This window comes from Streptomyces sp. NPDC022910 (assembly GCF_055561075.1).
In genome coordinates, this window is sequence record NZ_JBVHHL010000024.1 from 26,767 (window position 1) to 45,111 (window position 18,345).

20 protein-coding genes and 6 pseudogenes are annotated in these 18,345 nt (G+C 70.2%); 9 read left to right on the forward strand and 17 right to left on the reverse strand.

All coding sequences use genetic code 11. The annotated features are described in order from the left end of the window. Window positions 1-153 precede the first annotated feature (153 nt). Window positions 154-489 (forward strand): annotated as a pseudogene (locus tag ACZ3TS_RS22620) (metal ABC transporter solute-binding protein, Zn/Mn family); the annotation flags it as partial. 128 nt (window positions 490-617) lie between these two features. Beyond that, a complete protein-coding gene (locus ACZ3TS_RS22625; protein WP_467620832.1) occupies window positions 618-761 on the forward strand; it encodes a hypothetical protein in 144 nt (47 codons plus the stop codon). Between the two features lie 190 nt (window positions 762-951). Here the strand turns inward: ACZ3TS_RS22625 and ACZ3TS_RS22630 are convergent, their stop codons facing one another. Then, window positions 952-1,344 (reverse strand): SCO5389 family protein, encoded by a 393-nt coding sequence (locus ACZ3TS_RS22630; RefSeq protein WP_467620598.1) that lies wholly within the window; start codon window positions 1,342-1,344, stop codon window positions 952-954. Window positions 1,345-1,384: 40 nt separating this feature from the next. Next, window positions 1,385-2,098: pseudogene (locus ACZ3TS_RS22635) on the reverse strand (ATP-binding protein); the annotation flags it as partial. 17 nt (window positions 2,099-2,115) lie between these two features. Here ACZ3TS_RS22635 and ACZ3TS_RS22640 point away from each other — a divergent pair. Then, a pseudogene (locus tag ACZ3TS_RS22640) lies at window positions 2,116-2,403 on the forward strand (helix-turn-helix domain-containing protein); the annotation flags it as partial. Window positions 2,404-2,439: 36 nt separating this feature from the next. Here ACZ3TS_RS22640 and ACZ3TS_RS22645 read toward each other — a convergent pair. From ACZ3TS_RS22645 to ACZ3TS_RS22680, 8 genes are all read right to left on the reverse strand, one after another. Then, window positions 2,440-2,760, reverse strand: a complete 321-nt coding sequence (locus tag ACZ3TS_RS22645; protein ID WP_467620601.1) for an ArsR/SmtB family transcription factor — start codon at window positions 2,758-2,760, stop codon at window positions 2,440-2,442. A 62-nt stretch (window positions 2,761-2,822) separates the two neighbouring features. Further along, window positions 2,823-3,125, reverse strand: a complete 303-nt coding sequence (locus ACZ3TS_RS22650) for a hypothetical protein (protein WP_467620605.1) — start codon at window positions 3,123-3,125, stop codon at window positions 2,823-2,825. 171 nt (window positions 3,126-3,296) lie between these two features. Further along, window positions 3,297-3,659: an ArsR/SmtB family transcription factor gene (locus tag ACZ3TS_RS22655; RefSeq protein WP_467620608.1), complete on the reverse strand. Its 363-nt coding sequence runs from the start codon at window positions 3,657-3,659 to the stop codon at window positions 3,297-3,299. After that, window positions 3,646-4,053: a (2Fe-2S) ferredoxin domain-containing protein gene (locus ACZ3TS_RS22660; RefSeq protein ID WP_467620611.1), complete on the reverse strand. Its 408-nt coding sequence runs from the start codon at window positions 4,051-4,053 to the stop codon at window positions 3,646-3,648. Before ACZ3TS_RS22660 ends, ACZ3TS_RS22655 begins: the two co-directional genes overlap by 14 nt. Then, the gene (locus tag ACZ3TS_RS22665) at window positions 4,050-5,075 is read right to left on the reverse strand and encodes a WD40 repeat domain-containing protein (protein ID WP_467620614.1); all 1,026 of its coding nucleotides are present in this window, start codon (window positions 5,073-5,075) and stop codon (window positions 4,050-4,052) included. The genes ACZ3TS_RS22660 and ACZ3TS_RS22665 overlap by 4 nt, the downstream gene beginning before the upstream one ends. Further along, the gene (locus ACZ3TS_RS22670) at window positions 5,072-6,079 is read right to left on the reverse strand and encodes a CobW family GTP-binding protein (protein WP_467620616.1); all 1,008 of its coding nucleotides are present in this window, start codon (window positions 6,077-6,079) and stop codon (window positions 5,072-5,074) included. The genes ACZ3TS_RS22665 and ACZ3TS_RS22670 overlap by 4 nt, the downstream gene beginning before the upstream one ends. A gap of 9 nt (window positions 6,080-6,088) precedes the next feature. After that, on the reverse strand, window positions 6,089-6,364 hold the full coding sequence (locus ACZ3TS_RS22675) for a hypothetical protein (protein WP_467620618.1): 276 nt from the start codon (window positions 6,362-6,364) through the stop codon (window positions 6,089-6,091). Beyond that, window positions 6,307-6,771 carry a Fur family transcriptional regulator gene (locus ACZ3TS_RS22680; RefSeq protein ID WP_467620621.1) on the reverse strand — a complete coding sequence of 155 codons (465 nt, stop codon included), beginning with the start codon at window positions 6,769-6,771 and terminating at the stop codon, window positions 6,307-6,309. The genes ACZ3TS_RS22675 and ACZ3TS_RS22680 overlap by 58 nt, the downstream gene beginning before the upstream one ends. A gap of 258 nt (window positions 6,772-7,029) precedes the next feature. Here ACZ3TS_RS22680 and ACZ3TS_RS22685 point away from each other — a divergent pair. Further along, window positions 7,030-7,200, forward strand: a pseudogene (locus ACZ3TS_RS22685) (SDR family NAD(P)-dependent oxidoreductase); the annotation flags it as partial. An 86-nt stretch (window positions 7,201-7,286) separates the two neighbouring features. Here the strand turns inward: ACZ3TS_RS22685 and ACZ3TS_RS22690 are convergent. Continuing rightward, the gene (locus ACZ3TS_RS22690; RefSeq protein WP_467620624.1) at window positions 7,287-7,829 is read right to left on the reverse strand and encodes a TetR/AcrR family transcriptional regulator; all 543 of its coding nucleotides are present in this window, start codon (window positions 7,827-7,829) and stop codon (window positions 7,287-7,289) included. A 75-nt stretch (window positions 7,830-7,904) separates the two neighbouring features. Here ACZ3TS_RS22690 and ACZ3TS_RS22695 point away from each other — a divergent pair, with 75 nt between their 5' ends. Together ACZ3TS_RS22695 and ACZ3TS_RS22700 are read left to right on the forward strand one after the other, a co-directional pair. Then, window positions 7,905-8,954, forward strand: a complete 1,050-nt coding sequence (locus ACZ3TS_RS22695; RefSeq protein WP_467620627.1) for an aldo/keto reductase — start codon at window positions 7,905-7,907, stop codon at window positions 8,952-8,954. Between the two features lie 267 nt (window positions 8,955-9,221). Continuing rightward, window positions 9,222-9,806: a hypothetical protein gene (locus ACZ3TS_RS22700; RefSeq protein ID WP_467620630.1), complete on the forward strand. Its 585-nt coding sequence runs from the start codon at window positions 9,222-9,224 to the stop codon at window positions 9,804-9,806. On the opposite strand, the pseudogene ACZ3TS_RS22705 reads toward ACZ3TS_RS22700, so the two are convergent. From ACZ3TS_RS22705 to ACZ3TS_RS22715, 3 genes and pseudogenes are all read right to left on the reverse strand, one after another. Beyond that, window positions 9,780-10,157: pseudogene (locus ACZ3TS_RS22705) on the reverse strand (FUSC family protein); the annotation flags it as partial. The gene ACZ3TS_RS22700 and the pseudogene ACZ3TS_RS22705 overlap by 27 nt on opposite strands. Next, window positions 10,156-10,263 (reverse strand): annotated as a pseudogene (locus ACZ3TS_RS22710) (helix-turn-helix domain-containing protein); the annotation flags it as partial. The pseudogenes ACZ3TS_RS22705 and ACZ3TS_RS22710, both read right to left, overlap by 2 nt. Then, window positions 10,260-10,913, reverse strand: a complete 654-nt coding sequence (locus ACZ3TS_RS22715; protein ID WP_467620633.1) for a class I SAM-dependent methyltransferase — start codon at window positions 10,911-10,913, stop codon at window positions 10,260-10,262. The gene ACZ3TS_RS22715 and the pseudogene ACZ3TS_RS22710, both read right to left, overlap by 4 nt. 291 nt (window positions 10,914-11,204) lie before the next feature. On the opposite strand from ACZ3TS_RS22715, the gene ACZ3TS_RS22720 reads away from it, so the two are divergent. Together ACZ3TS_RS22720 and ACZ3TS_RS22725 are read left to right on the forward strand one after the other, a co-directional pair. Then, window positions 11,205-13,256 carry a phosphocholine-specific phospholipase C gene (locus tag ACZ3TS_RS22720; protein ID WP_467620636.1) on the forward strand — a complete coding sequence of 684 codons (2,052 nt, stop codon included), beginning with the start codon at window positions 11,205-11,207 and terminating at the stop codon, window positions 13,254-13,256. Window positions 13,257-13,350: 94 nt separating this feature from the next. Next, complete coding sequence (locus ACZ3TS_RS22725) at window positions 13,351-14,214, forward strand: LURP-one-related family protein (protein WP_467620639.1); 864 nt, start codon at window positions 13,351-13,353, stop codon at window positions 14,212-14,214. A gap of 81 nt (window positions 14,215-14,295) precedes the next feature. Here the strand turns inward: ACZ3TS_RS22725 and ACZ3TS_RS22730 are convergent, their stop codons facing one another. After that, a complete protein-coding gene (locus ACZ3TS_RS22730; protein WP_467620641.1) occupies window positions 14,296-15,252 on the reverse strand; it encodes a DMT family protein in 957 nt (318 codons plus the stop codon). After that, window positions 15,249-16,076 (reverse strand): phosphatase PAP2 family protein, encoded by an 828-nt coding sequence (locus ACZ3TS_RS22735; protein WP_467620644.1) that lies wholly within the window; start codon window positions 16,074-16,076, stop codon window positions 15,249-15,251. Before ACZ3TS_RS22735 ends, ACZ3TS_RS22730 begins: the two co-directional genes overlap by 4 nt. Before the next feature lie 203 nt (window positions 16,077-16,279). Here ACZ3TS_RS22735 and ACZ3TS_RS22740 point away from each other — a divergent pair, with 203 nt between their 5' ends. Continuing rightward, entirely contained in the window at window positions 16,280-16,894 is a 615-nt protein-coding gene (locus tag ACZ3TS_RS22740; protein ID WP_467620647.1) for a TetR/AcrR family transcriptional regulator, read from the forward strand. 162 nt (window positions 16,895-17,056) lie between these two features. Here the strand turns inward: ACZ3TS_RS22740 and ACZ3TS_RS22745 are convergent, their stop codons facing one another. Next, entirely contained in the window at window positions 17,057-18,091 is a 1,035-nt protein-coding gene (locus ACZ3TS_RS22745; RefSeq protein ID WP_467620650.1) for a DUF2510 domain-containing protein, read from the reverse strand. Window positions 18,092-18,345: the final 254 nt, after the last annotated feature.

The following is an 18,345-nucleotide window of genomic DNA, read 5'->3' on the forward strand; positions in this document are numbered from 1 at the left end:
CTGGATCCGCACCGCACACAGGCTAGTTGAACATGATTCCCATGACTACCGCGGAGGTGCAAGCCCTGGTCGAAGCCGGGTCGAGAAGTGGCAGCGGTTCCCGTTAATGCTCTGGCAGTATGGTTACGAAAATCATGTTCATTTAACGTCGGGATGTCCCCGTTCGTGCCGGGCGCCTTGGGGCTGCCCGGCAGGCATGCTGAAGGAGATCCCGCCACGCGTCCCCCTCTGTCCCGTCGTACTTGCTTCGCCTTCCTGGCCGCTCTGCTCGGCGTCGGGGCGAGTGCCTGCTCCACGGCGGCGTCCTCGGACGCCGCCACGTCGTCCGACGGCCTGATCCGGGTGGTGGCCGCGGAGAACTTCTGGGGCTCCATCGCCGAGCAACTCGGCGGCGGCCACGTCAAGGTCACCAGCATCATCGACAACCCCAACGGCGACCCGCACGACTACGAGCCCACCGCCGCAGACGGCCGCACGGTCGCCGGTGCCCGCTACGCCATCGTCAACGGCATCGGCTACGACGCCTGGGCCGACAAGCTGCTGCCGGAGCCGTACACCGGCTCACCGACCGCCCCTACCGCGCCCTGTGGCTGTCGGCCGCCCTCGCGCTTGCGGAGATGTGGACCGGTCTCGCCCTCAGCTACACCGTCCCCGTGCTGCCGCCCAGCTTCGCCATTCTGGCGACGGCAGCCGTGGTCTACGCGGTGGCGCTCGCCTGGCCCCCGGGCGGAGGGAGGCGGCCGCGCCCGGCCACGGCCTGATGCCGCGGCCGCATCGCACAGCACACGCGCTGCCCGGGTTCGCGCTGTGTTCCGGTGCCAGGACGTCCCGGGTATGCGGCTGCCGGGACGTTTCGGGTGCGGGTCCCGGCAGGCGCGGCGGCGGTGGCCACCGCGCCTGGGCGCCTTCGCGCGTGCCACGCCCGCCGAGCCGGCGCGGGAGGCCCCGTGCTCAGCAGTCGCGGAACTCCGGTGACTGGTTGAGGATCTGGGCCCGCAGGGACGTGAAGCGGGTGTGGGTCTCGCCGCCGCGCGCCTCGGGGTGGAAGGCGGCGACGCGGTAGCAGTTCTGGAAGGCGAGGGCGATACCGAAGTGGCGTTCCAGGCTGGAGCGGATGGCGTCGCTGGAGAGCGCGCGCAGCAGCTGTCCGCGCTCCTCCTCGGAGGGCGGCGGGGTCTGGTTGTCGGTGAACTCGGCCGTGCCGGAGCGCAGTTCACCGGCGAGGCGGGCGATGAGGTCGTAGGCGTACGGCAGGGACGTACGCACGGTTTCGACGAAGTCCGGCTCTCGTACCTCGCCCTTCTCGGCCTCGGCGAGCAGCTGCGGGGAGACGTCGAGCGACATGAAGAATTGTCCTGTTCTGTGGTTCTGTACGGGGCGAAGGTCAGACGAGGGCGGCGAGGGCGGTCGGCCTGTGCCGGAAGTCGGGGTCGACCTGGGCGGCGAGGTCCTGGCCGGTGGCCTGGTTGGCCCAGGCGGCGGCGTTGCGCAGGTGGAACTCGACGGCGTGCTTCTGGAAGGCGGCCCAGTCCTTGGGGCGGGCGTCCACGGCCGCGCGCAGCCGGTCGAGGACGCGCGTGTTGTGCGGCTCCAACTCGCCCTCGCCGCGTCCCTGTTCCTGGGCGCGGACGAACGTGGACTGCTCGCAATGGGCGAGCAGGTCATCGCCGACGTGACTCCTGAGGAAGGCCAGGTCGTCCTCGCCGGTGACCTTGTTGCCGACGACAGCGACCGGGATACCGAACTCGGCGGCGTGGTCGCGGTACTGGCGGTAGACCGAAACGCTCTTGCGGGTCGGCTCGACCACCAGGAAGGTCATGTCGAAGCGGGTGAACAGGCCGGACGCGAAGGCGTCGGCGCCGGCCGTCATGTCGACCACGGCGTACTCGCCCGGGCCGTCCACGAGGTGGTTGAGGTAGAGCTCGACCGCACCGAGCTTGGAGTGGTAGCAGGCCACCCCGAGATCGCTCTCGTCGAAGGCGCCGGTCACCATCACCGACACACCACCGACCTCCTGCACATGACGGGAGTGGATCTCGTCATCGCCCAGCAGCTGCAGCAGGCGGGATCCGCGGCCGGGCAGCGTCGTCTTGACCACGGGTCGAGTGGGTCACGGTGCTCATCGTCACCCGGGAGGGTGACCGCCGCTGCAAGCTTCCACCGCACCAGCGTGCTCTGGTCGGTCTGGTGTACCTGCGCCGGCACGGCCCCCTCACTCAGATCGCGGCCGACTTCGGTATCGCTGTCGGCACCGCCCATGCCTACGCGAGGGCGGTCATCGATCTGCTGGCCGACCGCGCGCCCGGGCTGCTGCGCACCCTAGGCGAGGCCGATCCCGAGTACGTCTTGCTGCCTGGGTCGGCGGTGTCGAGGGTCGGCAGGGAGCCGGGGAAGCGGTCGGCGAGCAGGTCGGCGCGGCCGTGTGACGGCGGCGCCGGGCTACTCCTGTGCGTGCCGGATGGCGTCCAGCACGATGTGGGCGATGTGGTCGTCCGTGAGGCCGTACTGGATCTCGCGCGCCTGACGGTGGGCCGTCACGATGCGCGAGTTGCGCAGCACCCTCAGGTGCTGGGAGACCAGCGGCTGGCTCACCCCGAGGGCGTCGACAAGTTCGTGGACGTATTTTCCGCCCCCGGACAGTTCACGCACGATGCCGAGACGGACGGGGGAGGCCAGCGCCTTCAACAGGTCGCTGGCCGCCTGCAGTGCGCGTATCGGCTCGTCGTGCGGCGGCGTCGGTGAGGTGGAAACGGCTGTCACATGCACACATTAGCATCTGACAATGGTTTTCGGTTTTCGCTCGCGGCGCCGGACCTGAACCGTCAGTGGTCGTCCCAGTGGCCGTCGTGGGCGGCGTGACGGTGGCCGTCGTGCACGTAGTCGACGTGGTCCTCATGCGGCACGGCCACGTGGCCGCAGCTCTCGCCGTGCTGGTGGTCGTGGCCCTCGTGGGCGCTGTGGCCGGCGCTCGCGCACTCGTCGACGTGGCCCTCGTGCGCCCGGTGGAGGTGGCCGTTGTGCGCGTAGTCCGTGTGGTCGCCGTGCGGGATTGCGACATGGCCGCAGCCCTCGCCGTGGGTGTGCGTGTGGCCGTCGTGGGTGCGGTGCTCGGTGGCGGTGGTCATGGGGCGCTCCTGTGCGTGCTCTTCGGTCACCTGCGGCTCGCGTCTCGCAGGCAGTACATAGTGACATTAACATATGGCGATTCATGCATATGCTGGTCAGTGTTCGCTCAGCCCGCCCGGACTCTCTCTATGGCTCGGTGATCGGCAGCCTTCGCTGCTCACGGGCTACCCTCAGCCCGTGTCCCGCACTCCGAGGCGCAGGTGCTCGATGTGGTGGACGGCCTGGTCGAGGAGCTGGGCGACGTGGTCGTCGTAGAGGCTATAGACGATGCTGCGGCCGTGGCGGTGCCCGGTGACCAGGCCCAGGGTGCGCAGCAGGCGCAGCTGGTGGGAGACGGCGGACTGCTCCATGCCCACGGCGGCGGCCAGTTCGCCGACCGGATACGGGGACTGCCGCAGGGCGAGCAGGATCAGCAGCCGGGAGGGTGTCGCCAGGGCCTGGAGCGTGGCGGCGACGGAGGCCGCAGTGGTCTCGTCGAGCCGGGCCGCCGCGGCGACTTCGCGGCCGCCGCGGTCGATGTCATCGGCGTGCACGGGCGCGGGCCTCGCGCGGCGGACGGATGAACTGCAGCGCCAGCGTGGCCGGCGGCTCGGCGAGCCCCGGTCCGCCGGCTGCGGCCCAGCGCAGCAGGTCGTCGGTGCAGTCGTCGTCCATGGCGAAGCCGACCCAGACAGCGCGTCCTCCGGCCCGGCGCCCGGCGGTCGAGGGCTGGACGACGATGACATCGGCCTGGTCGCAGGGGCCGAGGCAGTCGGTCGTACGGACGGCGAGCCGGCCACCGGAGTCGGCGGCCGCGGCGCGCAGCCGGTCGAGCTGCCAGGCGTGGTCGGTGCCGGGGTGTTTGCGCGGGTTGCCGCAGCAGCAGCCCCGGCACACGACGAGGGTGCAGGGGCGCTGTGCGGCCGCCTGGATCACGGTGCGGTTCACAGGGCGGTCCGGGAGGGCAGGCTGTACGTCCGCACCCGGCCATCCCGCCAGGCCACGGTCAGCAGATGCGGACCGGCCCACGCCAGCGCCGCGACCGCCGCGCCGTCCCCCTTCAGCTCGCGCACCGGGCGCAGCCGGGCCTGGGGACGTCCGGCGGTGGCGTGCCACAGCGCCATCGTCCCGTCGTCCCCGCCGCTCGCGAGATGCCCCGCCGCACCGGGCCGCCAGGCCAGCGCGGTCACGGTCTCGTGGCAGCGCAGCGAGCGCGGCGCGGTGCCCTCCGGGCCCTTGCCGGAGAAGTCCCACACGGTCACGTCGGGCGCGCCGTCGGCGGCCAGCCAGAACCCGGTCTCGTCGAAGGCGAGGCGGGAGACCTTCTCCGGATAGCCGGACATGGTCAGTTCACTGCCGTCCCGGGTGCGCCAGATGTGGATGGAGGCGTCCTGGTTGCCGCTGCAGATCCACTTCCCCGTAGGCGCGACGGCGAGGGCGAGGTGGGAGCCGACGTACGGGTAGGCGGCGACCGGCGTCTCGGTGTGCCGCTCGTGGCAGCGCACCGCGCCGTACGCGGCCACCGCCAGCCGGCGTCCCTGACGCATCCAGGCCAGGTCGGTGACGGTGGACGCGGCGGGCTCCGTACGCCACAACTCGGCACCGTCGGTGTCGAGGACGAGCGCGCGGCGTCCGGAGGCGACCGCGACCCGCCCGTGGTCCGCCCAGGCGGCGGCGGCCGACCAGGCCCCCGACTCCCGGACGGTCGTCTGACCGTCGGCTCGGCGCCACAGCCCGTACCCCATCGGGCCGGTAGCCACCAAGTGACGGGCGTCAGGGGAGAGTTCGACGCGCAGCGCCCCGCCGGGCAACTCCAGCACGCCTATCGTGGCGCCCATGGCCGCATCCAGGACGCGGATCGTCCCCTCGGCCCCGGCGACGACGACCAGGTCCTCTCGTGCGGTGAGCGCGACCGGCGCGTCGTCAACGCGGATGTCCCACAGGGACGGTGCTTCCACGGCAGTACTCACGCGACCGCTCCTGCCGTGGCCAGGCAGTCGGCGAAGCCGCGCTCCAGCGCCTCGCGGTCGAGGTCGCGGCCGATGAACACCAGCTTGTTCGTGCGGGGTTCGCCATCGCGCCAGTCGCGTCCGAAGGTGCCGTCCAGCAGCATGTGGACGCCCTGGAAGACGTACTGCTTGGGCGCCCCGGCGATGGCGAGGATGCCCTTGGAGCGGAACAGGTCGACGCCCTTGGTGCGCAGCAGGTTGCCGAGCCAGGCATTCAGCCGATCCTCGTCGAGCTCGCCGGCCACCTCGATGCCCACCGAGGTGACCGTGGTGTCGTGCTGGTGCTCGGTCTCGGTCAGGAACGACGGGTCGTCGGCGAGCACCCGCTCCAGGTCGAACGCGCCCACGTCCAGCACCTGCCTCAGGTCGATCGCGGCGTGCTGGGCGGGGATGATCCGCACCCCGCTGTTGATGGCGCGGATACGGCGGACGACCTGCCCGATGGTCTCCTCGTCCGCGAGGTCGGTCTTGTTGAGGACGATCCGGTCGGCGAAGGCGATCTGCTCGACGGCCTCGTTCTCCACGCCGTCCGGCTTGACCTCGTCCAGGTGCTGGAGGACGTGGGCCGCGTCGACGAGGGTGACGATGGCGTCCAGGCGCAGCTGGGAGGCGATCTCGTCGTCCATGAAGAAGGTCTGTGCGACGGGCGCCGGGTCGGCGAGGCCGGTGGTCTCGATGAGGATGTGGTCGAACTTCTCGCGCCGACGCATCAGCGCGCCCAGGATGCGGATGAGATCGCCGCGCACGGTGCAGCAGATGCAGCCGTTGTTCATCTCGAAGATTTCTTCCTCGGCGTCGAGGACGAGTGCGTCGTCGATGCCGACCTCGCCGAACTCGTTCTCGATGACGGCGATGCGCATGCCGTGGTGCTCGGTGAGGATGCGGTTGAGCAGGGTCGTCTTGCCGGAGCCGAGGAAGCCGGTCAGGACGGTGACGGGGACGCGCCCGTCTTCGTGGGTGGTCACGTGGTGCTCCTAGCGGTCGTGTTCGGGGGTGAGCAGGGCGTCCCGCAGGTCGTCGTCGGTGATGTCGGCGGCGGGCCGGTGCAGCGTCCAGCGGCGGGCCTCGCCCTCCATGGGCAGCACGGCGACGACCGTCTCCGCGGGCGGGCAGTCCGGTTCGGTGCAGGCGAGCTGGCGGATCATGACGGCGGTGTCTTCGTCGAGGTCGAGAAGGTCGCGGACGGTCTGCTTCAGCTTGCGCAGCTGTGGGTCCGGCCCGGGGGCTCCGGGACGCGTTCCCAGTGGCATGGCGGTTCTCCTTCGTCCCCGGAGGGCTGGCAGCGGGCGCAGATGCCGGTGAGTTCGACGGTGTGCTCGACCGCGGTGAAGCCGGTGTCGGCGTTGATCCGTGCCGCCCACTCCTCGACGACCTCGGAGTTCACCGGCCGGCTGCGGCCGCAGTCGCGGCACATCAGGTAGTGGCGGTGACCGTCGGCGGGGCGAAGACGGTAGAGCCGCCCGCCGGTCTCCTCTCGTACGACGTCCACGCCGCCGGCCGCCTCCAGCTCGCGCAGCGCGCGGTAGACGGTGGTCAGCCCGATCGAATGGGTCTCGGCCACCAGCAGGGCGTGCAACTCCTGGGCCGAAACGAAGTCCTCACAACCCGCGAGCACACGCATGACCGTCCTTCGCTGCCGGGTCGTCCGGCCGCCCACGGCAGATCACCTCCTGGCGCTCACCGAATCGGTGAGATCCACCGTAGATGGAAATGAAATCCATGTCCATATGAGTCGCGATTCATGTGTGGTGTTGCCCCGGTGCGCTGGCGGTCCGCCCCCGCGAACTCTTGTGACCGGTGGTCAGGTGACGATCCGGCCGTCGCGCATCCGGACCACCCGGTGGGCGAAGTGTCGTACGACCGCTTCGTCGTGGCAGATGAACAGGTAGCCCAGGCCCAGCTGGTCCTGGAGATCGGCGCCCTCCTCGAAGGCGTCGGCGGCCGCTACTTCGTCGACTGCAACGAGACGGAGGTCGTCGACTGCCGCTCCGGCGCACTGCACGGCGTCGCCCGGTGCGCCGTCGACCCGGACAACGCCCGACGCCTGTGGGCCCTGTCGCAGGAACTGCTCGCACAGGCCCGCTGAGCGGGCCCGGGGACGACGCCGCGGGCGCCGCCAAGTGGCGCTCGCCCGGATCTGAGACTGTCAGCTGAGTCTCGACATACGAACCCCTACCGCTGCGGCTGTGTGCGGAGCCCGTCGAGGATGAGCGCGAGCATGCGTGGTGACCGGTCTTCGGGTCCGGATGCGGCGCGCCAGAGTGCGCCTGTGAGCTGGAGGAAGTCGCCCGGGTCGGCGTCCGTGCGGATGCTTCCGTCCTTCTTGCCGGCGTCGAGGAACTCCGTGATCCCGGCGACGACCGGGCCGTAGGTCTGCTCGCTGATTGCCTGGTGCGCGCCGGGACTGAGTGCATCACCGAGGCCGTGCTTCCTGCGCATCGCTTCGACGAGGTCGGTCGTCCAGTGGCGGAGCGCTTCAAGGGGCGACATCTCGGCCAGCAGCCCAGGCACGGTGGCGATGATGCGTGCGACCTCGTCCTGGTAGACGGCGAGAGCGAGTGCTTCGCGGGTGGGGAAGTTGCGGTACAGGGTGCCTGGGCCGACGCCGGCGCGCTGGGCGATCTGGTTCATCGACACGCTGCCGTCCGCAGCGAGCGCTTCGCGGGCGGCAGCCAGGATGCGCGCCCTGTTCTCGCGGGCGTCTGAACGGACCACGGGACCTCACCTTGCTAAGTGGAGAGTTCTCCACTACGTTATGTGGAGAGCTCTCCGCATACTTTAAGGAGCATCATGCGATACATCAAGCTCGGCACGACCGGCCTGGACGTGTCGCCGATCGCGATCGGCGCGATGACCTACGGCGAGCCCGACCGCGGGCACCCCGTCTGGTCGAAGGGTGAGGAGGAGGCGCGGCCGCTCATCAAGCACGCGCTGGAGGCGGGGATCAACTTCTTCGACACCGCGAACATGTACTCGAACGGGTCCAGCGAGGAGATCCTCGGCCGCGCGCTCAAGGACTTTGCCGACCGCGACGAGGTGGTGATCGCGACCAAACTCCGGCATCCGATGCGGTCCGGTCCCAATGGCCGCGGTCTGTCGCGGAAGGCGATCATGACCGAGGTCGACCACTCCCTGCGCCGCCTCGGTACGGACTACATCGACCTTTACCAGATTCACCGCAACGACCACGCGACCCCGTGGGAGGAGACGCTCGAGGCGCTCAGCGACCTCGTGAAGGCCGGCAAGGTCCGCTACCTCGGCGTGTCATCGATGCATGCCTGGGAGTTCGCGAAGGCGCTGCACCTGCAGAAGCAGAACGGGTGGGCGCGGTTCGTTTCCATGCAGGACCACTACAACCTGCTCGCCCGTGAGGAGGAGCGGGAGATGATCCCGCTGTGCCTGGACGAGGGTGTCGGCACGATCATCTGGTCGCCGCTGGCCCGTGGCCGCCTCTCCCGAGGCTGGGACGATGCCAGGTCGACGGTGCGCTCCGAGACGGACGGGGCCTACGCGGACACGCTCTACTCGCCCGCACAGGAGTCCTCCAACCGCGCGATCATTGACGCGGTCGGACAGGTCGCGGATGCCCGCGGCGTCAGCCGAGCGCAGATCGCACTCGCCTGGCTGCGCCGCCAGCCGGTCGTCACCGCGCCCCTGGTCGGGGCCGGCTCGATCCGGCACATCGACGAGGCGGTGGCGTCACTGGATGTCGAGCTCACCGACGACGACGTTCTCGCTCTGGAGGCGCCCTACACGCCTCGGTACGACTGGCAGGGCATCTCCGACGAGGCCGAGCTGGAGGCCATCCGCAAGCGCGTCCCCGGAATGGCGCTGTCATGAAGCTCATCGTCCGCTCCGGCGCGGCTGCTCGCGCCGGGGCCCTCCTGCTCCTCCTCGCCCCACTCGTGTCCTGGACCGCTGAAATCATCACCGCCGCGGCCTGGCCGGACCCGCCGTATTCGCCGCTGCACAACTGGGTCAGCCACCTCGGCCTGACCGGCCCGGCCCAGACGGCGTTCGGGCAGGTCGGGAACTCCCCGCTCGGCGCCGTCATGGACGCGGGCTGGGTGATCTACGGGGGTCCTGCTGATCGCCGGCGCGTTCCTCGTGTTCGACCTCCGCGAGGGCGCCCGCCCGATCGTCATCGTCGTTCTCGCGGTCCTCGCCGGGGCCGGCGTCTCACTCGTCGGCTTCGTCCAAGGATCGAACGAGAACGTGGAGAACGGTCTGATCGCATTCCATACCTTCGGCGCGCAGAGCGTGATGATCGCCGGGAACGTCACGGCGATCGTCGCCGGAGCGAACGGGGCCCGTATCGGGCTCGACCGGGGTCGATCGATGGCGAGTATCGGGCTGCGCCTCTTCGGCCTGGTCGCGTTCCTCGTCTTCATGGCTGACGTGGTCACCGGCTGGATGTGGAACGTCGGCATGTTCGAACGCGGCGTGATTTACCCGATCATGATCGGCCACCTGCTCCTCGGCAGCTGTCTGATCACCGTCCAGCGGAGCGGAACGGGACGCCAACCGGCGGCTGTCGTGCGTGTGCTCATCCTGGCGGGGCTGATCCTCGTGATGGCGACAGCGGTGTACGTGTGGCGGCGCTCGACGCGGCCGGGAGACTACTTCCCGCTCCAGGAGGCGCGGCGCTCCCCGTCGCCGGAGCCGTCACCCACCCCGGTCCGCGGGTCCTGATCCGTCACCTTCCGCAGCCACGGCCGCCCGCACCCGCTGCTCCTCGCGAGCAGAGCCGACGTCCCGTTCCAGGGGTGTGCGGCTCACGCCCGTCGCGAGGTCCTCCAGGGCCCGCTTCTGCAGTTCCGCCCCGCGCCGCACCACCGGGCTCCGGTCCCCGGCGGCGCCCTCCCACGCGTGGAGCGCTTCTTCCACGTGCCCCCAGTCCGGATTCCTGTGCTCGCGCACGTCGACTGCCGCCTGCTCGGTGTCGGCCTCCAGGGCCTCGGCGAACCGCTTCGCCTCGGGGACGAAACGGCCGTCGGCCCGCGGGACGTGGCTCTCCATGAGCATCGCCGCCCGGCCGAACCCGGCTCAGGACGGGCTGCGCGATGTACAGCTGCTGGGCGGCCCGACCGAAGTGCCGGTGCTCCGCGACCGCGGCGAAGTAAAACCTGTGGATCTGAGCTCCGCTCATGTCTGCGTTGGCTTGCGGGCGAGGATCTGCATCGCCTTTGACTCATGGCCGTTCATGGTGGACACCGTGATGGTCCGGGTGTCGACGGTTTCGAAGCCGGCGAGCAGGGTGAAGAGCCACTCGCGGGAGTGATGGCGGCAGACCGCACCGTCGCCGGTTTCGAACACACCATAGGCGCCGTAGTGATGGGCATCGCGGCTGTAGCGGCTGCGGTTGCGTTCGTCGTCCTGCAGCAGAAGGTCACTGACGTAGAGGATCCCGCCGGGCCTGAGAATGCGGTCCAGCTCGGCGATCAACCGGTGCTGGGCTTCATCGCCGGGTACGCAGGTCAGCACGGCGAAGAGCAGGACTGCGTCAAAGCCTGCGTCCGGATAGGGCGAGACTGGTGGGGCATCCAGGGCTGCGAAGCGCATGGTGGGATGCAGGCGACGTGCCCGATCGATCATTGCCGGTGAAGTGTCGACGCCCCTGAGGGTGCCGAAGCCGCGCTGTTCGAGCTCCGCCATGATGCGGCCGTATCCGCATCCGTAGTCGAGGATCGCCGCATGCCTGCTGATCCCGTCGAGCCACGGCAGATGGAGTGGGTGGGTGAACGTCTTCGTGACCGCGGCGGCGTTCCAGTAGGGAACTTGGCTGTCGAGGTCGGACATGGAGGATGCCTCCCGGGGCGCTCGGCTGAAGCCGGTCATGCTGCCACGGCTGCAGGGCGAGCACCTCTCCGGACAAGTTGCTGCCCTGGGAGGTCTCTCCACTCACAAGGACCTGCGGTTCAGTGTCGCGTCGGCCGCTACCGCTGTGCACAGGAACACTACATGTACCGGCGACATTCACGTTGGCGCCATCGAACCCTTCTCTGACGTTTGTTGCTCTTGGAACACTCGCTGAGCGCACGTTTCCTCATGTTCCGGCCATCCCGTATCAGGATGAGAGGTCCTTCAGCCATGCCCGAAGTCAACCGGCGCAGATTCCTCCAACTCGCGGGCGGTACCGCCGCGTTCACCGCACTCTCCAGCAGCATCGAGCGCGCCGCGGCCCTCCCCGCGCACCACCGCTCCGGCACGATCGAGGACGTCGAGCACATCGTCGTCCTGATGCAGGAGAACCGTTCTTTCGACCACTACTTCGGCACCCTCAGAGGTGTCCGCGGCTTCGGCGACCCGCGCCCGGTGACCCTTCAGAACGGCAAGTCCGTCTGGCACCAGTCGGACGGGACGAAGGACATTCTCCCCTTCCGCCCCGATGCCGACGACCTGGGTCTGGCGTTCATCCAGGACCTCCCGCACGGCTGGAACGACGGCCACGCCGCCTTCAACGGGGGCAAGTACGACAAGTGGGTACCCGCCAAGTCCTCGACGACGATGGCGTACCTGAAGCGCGAGGACATACCCTTCCACTACGCGCTCGCCGACGCGTTCACCATCTGCGACGCGTACCACTGCTCGTTCATAGGCTCCACCGACCCGAACCGCTACTACATGTGGACGGGCTACACGGGCAACGACGGCAAGGGCGGCGGCCCGGTCCTCGGCAACGACGAGGCGGGTTACAGCTGGACCACCTACCCCGAGCGACTCGAGAAGGCCGGGGTCTCCTGGAAGATCTACCAGGACGTCGGCGACGGACTCGACGCGAACGGCTCCTGGGGCTGGATCTCGGATGCCTACCGCGGCAACTACGGTGACAACTCGCTGCTCTACTTCAAGCAGTACCAGAACGCGCAGCCCGGCGACCCGCTGTACGACAAGGCCCGCACCGGTACCGACGCCCGCAAGGGCGAGGGCTTCTTCGACCAGCTGAAGGCCGACGTGAAGTCCGGCAAGCTGCCGCAGATCTCCTGGGTCGTCGCCCCCGAGGCCTTCACCGAGCACCCCAACTGGCCCGCGAACTACGGCGCCTGGTATGTCTCCCAGGTGCTGGACGCGCTCACGTCGGACCCGAAGGTGTGGGCGAAGACGGCCCTGTTCATCACGTACGACGAGAACGACGGCTTCTTCGACCACCTGGTCCCGCCGTTCCCGCCGGCCTCCGCCGCGCAGGGCAAGTCCACGGTCGACGCCGGCCTGGACCTCCTCAAGGGCGACGGCAGCCATGTCGCCGGTCCGTACGGTCTGGGCCAGCGGGTGCCGATGCTGGTCGTCTCGCCCTGGAGCAAGGGCGGTTACGTCTGCTCCGAGACCCTCGACCACACCTCGGTCATCCGGTTCATGGAGAGCCGCTTCGGCGTGCACGAGCCGAACATCTCGCCCTGGCGTCGTGCCATCTCCGGCGACCTGACCTCGGCGTTCGACTTCTCGCGCAAGGACACCAAGCCGGTCTCGCTCCCGGCCACGGACGGCTACCAGCCGCCGGACCACAACCGGCACCCCGACTATGTGCCGACCCCGCCCGCGAACCCGGTCCTGCCCAAGCAGGAGCGCGGCCTGCGGCCCACCCGCCCGCTGAAGTACGCTCCCGTCGTGGACGGCGCGGCGGACGCCACTGCCGGAAAGTTCACGCTCTCCTTCGCCTCCGGCGCGCACGCCGGTGCCGCCTTCCTCGTCACGTCCGGCAACCGCACCGACGGTCCGTGGACCTACACCACCGAGGCGGGCAAGACCGTCTCGGACACCTGGAACTCGGCGTACTCGAACGGCTCGTACGACTTGACCGTGCACGGCCCGAACGGCTTCCTGCGCGTCTTCAAGGGCCCCGGCAAGCAGGCAGGACCCGAGGTCACCGCGCGGCACACCGGCGACGACGTCCAGCTGACCTTCACCAACAAGGGTTCCGGCACGGTGAAGCTCAAGGTCACCAGTGGCTACGGCGGTCACGCCACGACGGTCACGGTACGGGCCGGTGCCACCGTGAAGCACACCTTCGACCTGGGGGCGAGCAGGCGCTGGTACGACCTCACCGTGACCTCCGAGGCCGACCCGTCCTTCCTGCGCCGTCTCGCCGGGCACGTGGAGAACGGACGGCCGGGCGTGAGCGACCCGGCGATCGTCACGGAATGACGGAACCGGGGCTGCGACGACAGATGTGCGAGCGATGGGTCCCGTATCACGGAGGGCTGGTCAGGTACCGGTGTGCTCGAGGTAGTGTGCCCCGGTGACCACGCAATCGAACACTCCTGCAGGCTGGTATCCGGATCCGCACGGTGCGCCCCAGACCCTGCGGTACTGGGACGGTGCCCAGTGGACCCAGCACACCCACGTGGATCAGCAGGGCCAGGCTCCGGCCCAGGTGCCGACGCAGGCGGCGCCGGGCGGACAGCCGCAGCAGGCGTACGGTCAGCAGGCCGCGGCTCCTGATCCGCGCGTCCAGCGCCAGGTGCAGCAGCAGGCCGGGGTCGCCGCGAGCGGCCCCGGCGGCGGCACGCTGTTCACCGAACCGGTGCTGGTCGTGAACCAGAAGGCCAAACTGATCGAGCTGACGAACGAGTACAGCGTCTTCGACCAGAACGGCAACCAGCTCGGCTCGGTCACGGAGGTCGGCCAGAGCGCGCTGAAGAAGGTCCTGCGCTTCGTCTCCAGCGTCGACCAGTTCCTCACGCACCGGCTGGAGATCCGTGACGCCTACGGGCAGCCGCAGTTGAGGCTGACCCGGCCCGCGAAGGTCTTCAAGTCGCGGGTGGTCGTGGAGCGTCCGGACGGCCAGGTCGTCGGCGAGATCGTCCAGCAGAACATGATCGGCAAGATCAACTTCGCGATGAACGTGAACGGCCAGAAGGTCGGCGCGATCAAGGCGGAGAACTGGCGCGCCTGGAACTTCGCGATCGTCGACCACGCCGAGAACGAGGTCGCCCGGATCACGAAGACCTGGGAGGGCCTGGCGAAGACGATGTTCACGACCGCGGACAACTACGTCCTGCAGATCCACTACCAACTGCCGGAGCCGCTGCTGAGCCTGGTCGTGGCCACGGCGCTGACCGTGGACACGGCACTCAAGCAGGACTCCCGCGGCCTCGGCTGAGCTTTCCCCCGGGACTCCACCGGGATCACGGCGGCGGTCGGCGCGTGCAAGCACGTGCCGGCCGCCGTTCGTTCGGTTCGTTCACAGTGCGGTGAGGTGCTCCGGCGAAGGGGGCGTCGGCTGCGGCGGCAGCAACGACGGCTCGTAGGGCGCCGGGTCGGGTTGCCGCGCGAGCACCGCCGCGACCGGGTGGCCGTCGTCGGCGGACGCCGCGACCAGCTCCGGTGCCGACCGCGACAGCGTCACCACACCCCACGAGGCCAGCCCCGCCCCCGCCGTCGCAAGAAGCAGGCCCGCCGCGCCGCCCTGGAGACGTTCGCCCAGAAGGGACAGGCCGATCACCACCGCGGCGACCGGGTTGGCGAGGGTCACCAGCGCGAGCGGCGCGCCGAGGCCGTCGCGGTATGCCGTCTGCGACAGCAGCAGGCCACCCGTCGCGAACACCGCCACCAGCAGCGCCACCACGACGACCTGGGCGCTGAGCACCGGTCCCGAACGGTCCGTCGCCGCCACCGTCACCGTCTGGGTGAGTGCGGAGGCGACACCGGAGGCGAAGCCGGAGGCGGTCGCGTGCCGCAGTCCGGGGCGGGCACTCCGCCGCGAGAGCACGCCGATCAGAACGGCGGTCGTGCCGGCCACGGCCAGCGCCTCCGGCAGGCTCAGTATGTCGTCGGGCTCGGGCCCGGAGGCCGTCACCAGCAGCGCGGCCAGACCGATCAGAGTGAGCGCCGTACCCCGCCACTCGACCGCGCTGACCCGGCGCCCCGCCGCACGTGCCCCCAGCGGCACCGCGGCCACGAGAGTGAGTGCGCCGAGCGGCTGGACCAGTGTCAGCGGGCCGAACTTGAGGGCGGCGACGTGCAGCAGGGCGGCAGAGGCGTTCAGGGCGACCGACCACCACCATGCGCCGTGCATGAGCAGCCGCAGCAGGCCGGCGCCGGAGGTACGCGCGGCGAGCCGCTCCTGGGCCACGGCGGCGGCCGCGTACGCGACCGCGGAGAACAGGGACAGGACGACGGCGAGGACCGTGGCGCTCATCGGCCGACTCCGACCAGGCCGGAGCGATTGGCCGTCGCGGGCTCCGAGCGCCTCGGCCGCGGTACGGCGCGCGGCTCCACCGTGGCCTGGCCCCGCGAGGCCGACGACGGCGCGCGCACCACGGTCAGCGCGATGCCGAGCAGAAGGGCCGCCACGATCGAGTCCAGCCAGTAGTGGTTCGCCGTGCCGACGATCACGACCAGGGTCAGCAGCGGATGCAGCAGCCACAGCCAGCGCAGGCGGGACCGGGTCGCCGCGATCAGGCCGATGGCGACCATCAGCGCCCAGCCGAAGTGCAGTGAGGGCATGGCGGCGAACTGGTTCGCCATCGAGTCGGCCGCGGGCCTGGCTCCGTACACCGTGGGCCCGTAAGCCCGCCCGGTGTCCACGAGGTGCGCCGCGCCGAGCATCCGCGGCGGGGCGAGCGGAAACGTGAGGTGCAGCACCAGCGCGGCACCGGTGACCAGGGCGAGGGCGCGGCGGGCCCAGAGGTAGTGGTCGGGGCGTCGTATGTACAGCCAGACCAGGAAGGCGGCGGTCGCCGTGAAGTGGACGGCGACGTAGTAGACGTTCGCGGCGCGCACGAGGGCGTCGGTGTGCAGCAGTGCGGACTGCACGGCGCCCTCGCCCGGCATGTGGAGGGAGCGCTCCCAGTCCCAGACCCGGTGCGCGTTGCGGAAGGCTTCGGCGGTGTGGCCGTTCGCGAGCTGGCGGCCGAACTTGTAGACGAGGAAGAGCCCTGCGACCAGCAGGAGCTCGCGGGCGAGGGGCGGCCAGCGTATCGCGGCCGCGTCCTCACTTTCAGGCTCGGTACGGGAATCCATCCCCCGGCCCCTTTGCTGACGTACGTGCGTGGGGTGGTGCGTGGTGAGCCCGGGACAGGGTCCACTCGACAGCCGAGTGAGTCCTGTCCGAGGCTCATCGATACGTCAGTGTACCGATACGCTTGCGTACCGGTACACTGACGTATCGATATACTGATGTGAAGCGGCCCACGGGCCGGGGCCACGACCGAGGAGACGAAGTCATGACGTCGCAGGCAGCGGACGCACCGGAGACGGTGGTCGCCTCGCGCCGCTCCAAGCTCACGCCCGAGCGTGAGCAGGAGTTCTTCGACGCCGTGCTCGACCAGATCCGCGAAGGCGGGTACGACGCGGTCACCATGGAGGGCATCGCCGCCAGCACGCGGTGCAGCAAGTCGACGCTGTACCGGCAGTGGAAGACGAAGCCCCAGTTCGTGGCCGCGGCGCTCAGGGCCAGCCGCTGTGTGCGGTTCGCGGGGGTCGACACCGGTTCGCTCGCCGGGGACCTGCGCGCCGCGGCGCGGGCCGCGGCCCAGTGGTCCAACCGCGACACCAAGCTGCTCCAGGCCCTGGGCCCTGCCGTGATGCAGGACAAGGAACTCGCGGGGGCGCTGCGCGAGGCCCTCGTCGACCCCGAGATCAAGGCGCTCCAGGAGATCGTCCGCCGCGGGGTGGAACGGGGAGAGGTCCCCGCGAGCCATCCGGCGCTGGACTACATCCCCGCGCAGATCCTGGGTGTGCTGCGCGTCCGCCCGATACTCGAGGGGCGGTACGCGGACGAGGAGTACCTCACGCGCTTCGTGGAGACGGCGGTGCTCCCGGCGCTGGGACTGACATAAGGACCAGGTCGCCGTCCGCGGGATGACCGGACGTCGACCTGCTCGCGCCGCACCGTGGGGACGGGGGCGGCGCGCACCCCCCGGCCGGGTGGGGTTCCTCTTGAGCGGAGGGGAGCCCCGCCCGGCCGCACCACGTCCGGCCGGGCGGAGGTGAGCGGCGGCTCAGACGTTCTGTCCGTCGCCGCTCGCCGACGACGCCTTGATGCCCTTGGTGATCTGGTCCAGCACGGACGGCTCGGGAGCGTTCGACCCGACGTCGACGCCGAAGCGGACGACGACGAGCTGCTTGGTGTCGACCGGGGACGGGAAGACCAGCGACTCGACATAGCCGTCCGCGCCCTTGCTGGTGATCGCCTTCCAGCGGACCATGTAGCCCTGCTGCCCGGCGACGGTCACGGCCTTGGAAGCCAGCACCTCGTGCGAGGTGATCGCGCCGTAGGACGTGCCGCCGTACGACTCCTTGGCGTTCTTGACTATGTCCTGCTTGGCCGCCGCCTCCGCCGTGGTGGCCGTCAGCCCCTGCGCCTCGGCGGACGCCGAGTACGCACCGCCGGTGTTGCAGGTCTTCGACGTGTCTCCGGGGCACTTGTACGTGTCCTTCGACTGGACCGCCGCGCCTCCGTCGATGATCCCGCCGCTCCAGCCGTCCGGTACGGGGATGCTGATGCCGTTGAACGGGTCGGTGGCGTATCCGTCCTCGGTCTGCGGCCGACCGGACCGGCCGGGCGCGGGGGTCTGGCCGCCGGAGCCCCCGGAACCCCCAGACCCGCCCTGGCCGCCGAAGGGCCCGCCCTGGCCCCCTTGGCCGCCCCGGCCCTCCTGACCGCCGAAACCGCCCTGACCGCCCTGACTCCCGGAGTCCGCGGCGTTGCCGCTGCCACCGTCGTTCGCGCTGAGCGCGTAGACACCGCCGCCGATTCCCGCGAGGACCAGGACCGCCGCCGCGACGGCTGTGCCGGTGCGCACCCCGCGCCGCGCGGGGGCCGGCTGTGCGCCCGTATACGGAACGACGGCGAACGGCTCGTCCGGATGGGCGCCGACGGCCGGCGGCTGCGCCGGCGGACCCCCAGCGGCGGAGGGATCCGCGGGGCGTGTCCGGTCCGTCCATGCCTTGCCGTCCCACCAGCGCTCGGTGGCGGGACCGTCACTTGTCTGCCCGGGGTCGGGGTACCACCCGGGAGGAGTCACCTGCGTCATGGACCCACCGTATGAGGCGTGCCTGAAAGAGGGATGAGAGGCTCCGGTCGTAAGGGTCTCGGCATCGGGCGGGGTCGTGCAAAGGGGCCGGACACTCCGGCGACCTTCCGTCTGCCGGAGATCCGGGAACGGACGCGCCCTCGGGGCCGCTTCGGCGGCGACCTGGTGTGGCCCGCTTCGACGCGTCTCGCCTCCTGCGCGCTCGGCGGTCATCCCGACGCCAGCCGCACCGCCGCCCGCTCCCTCCGCGGCAC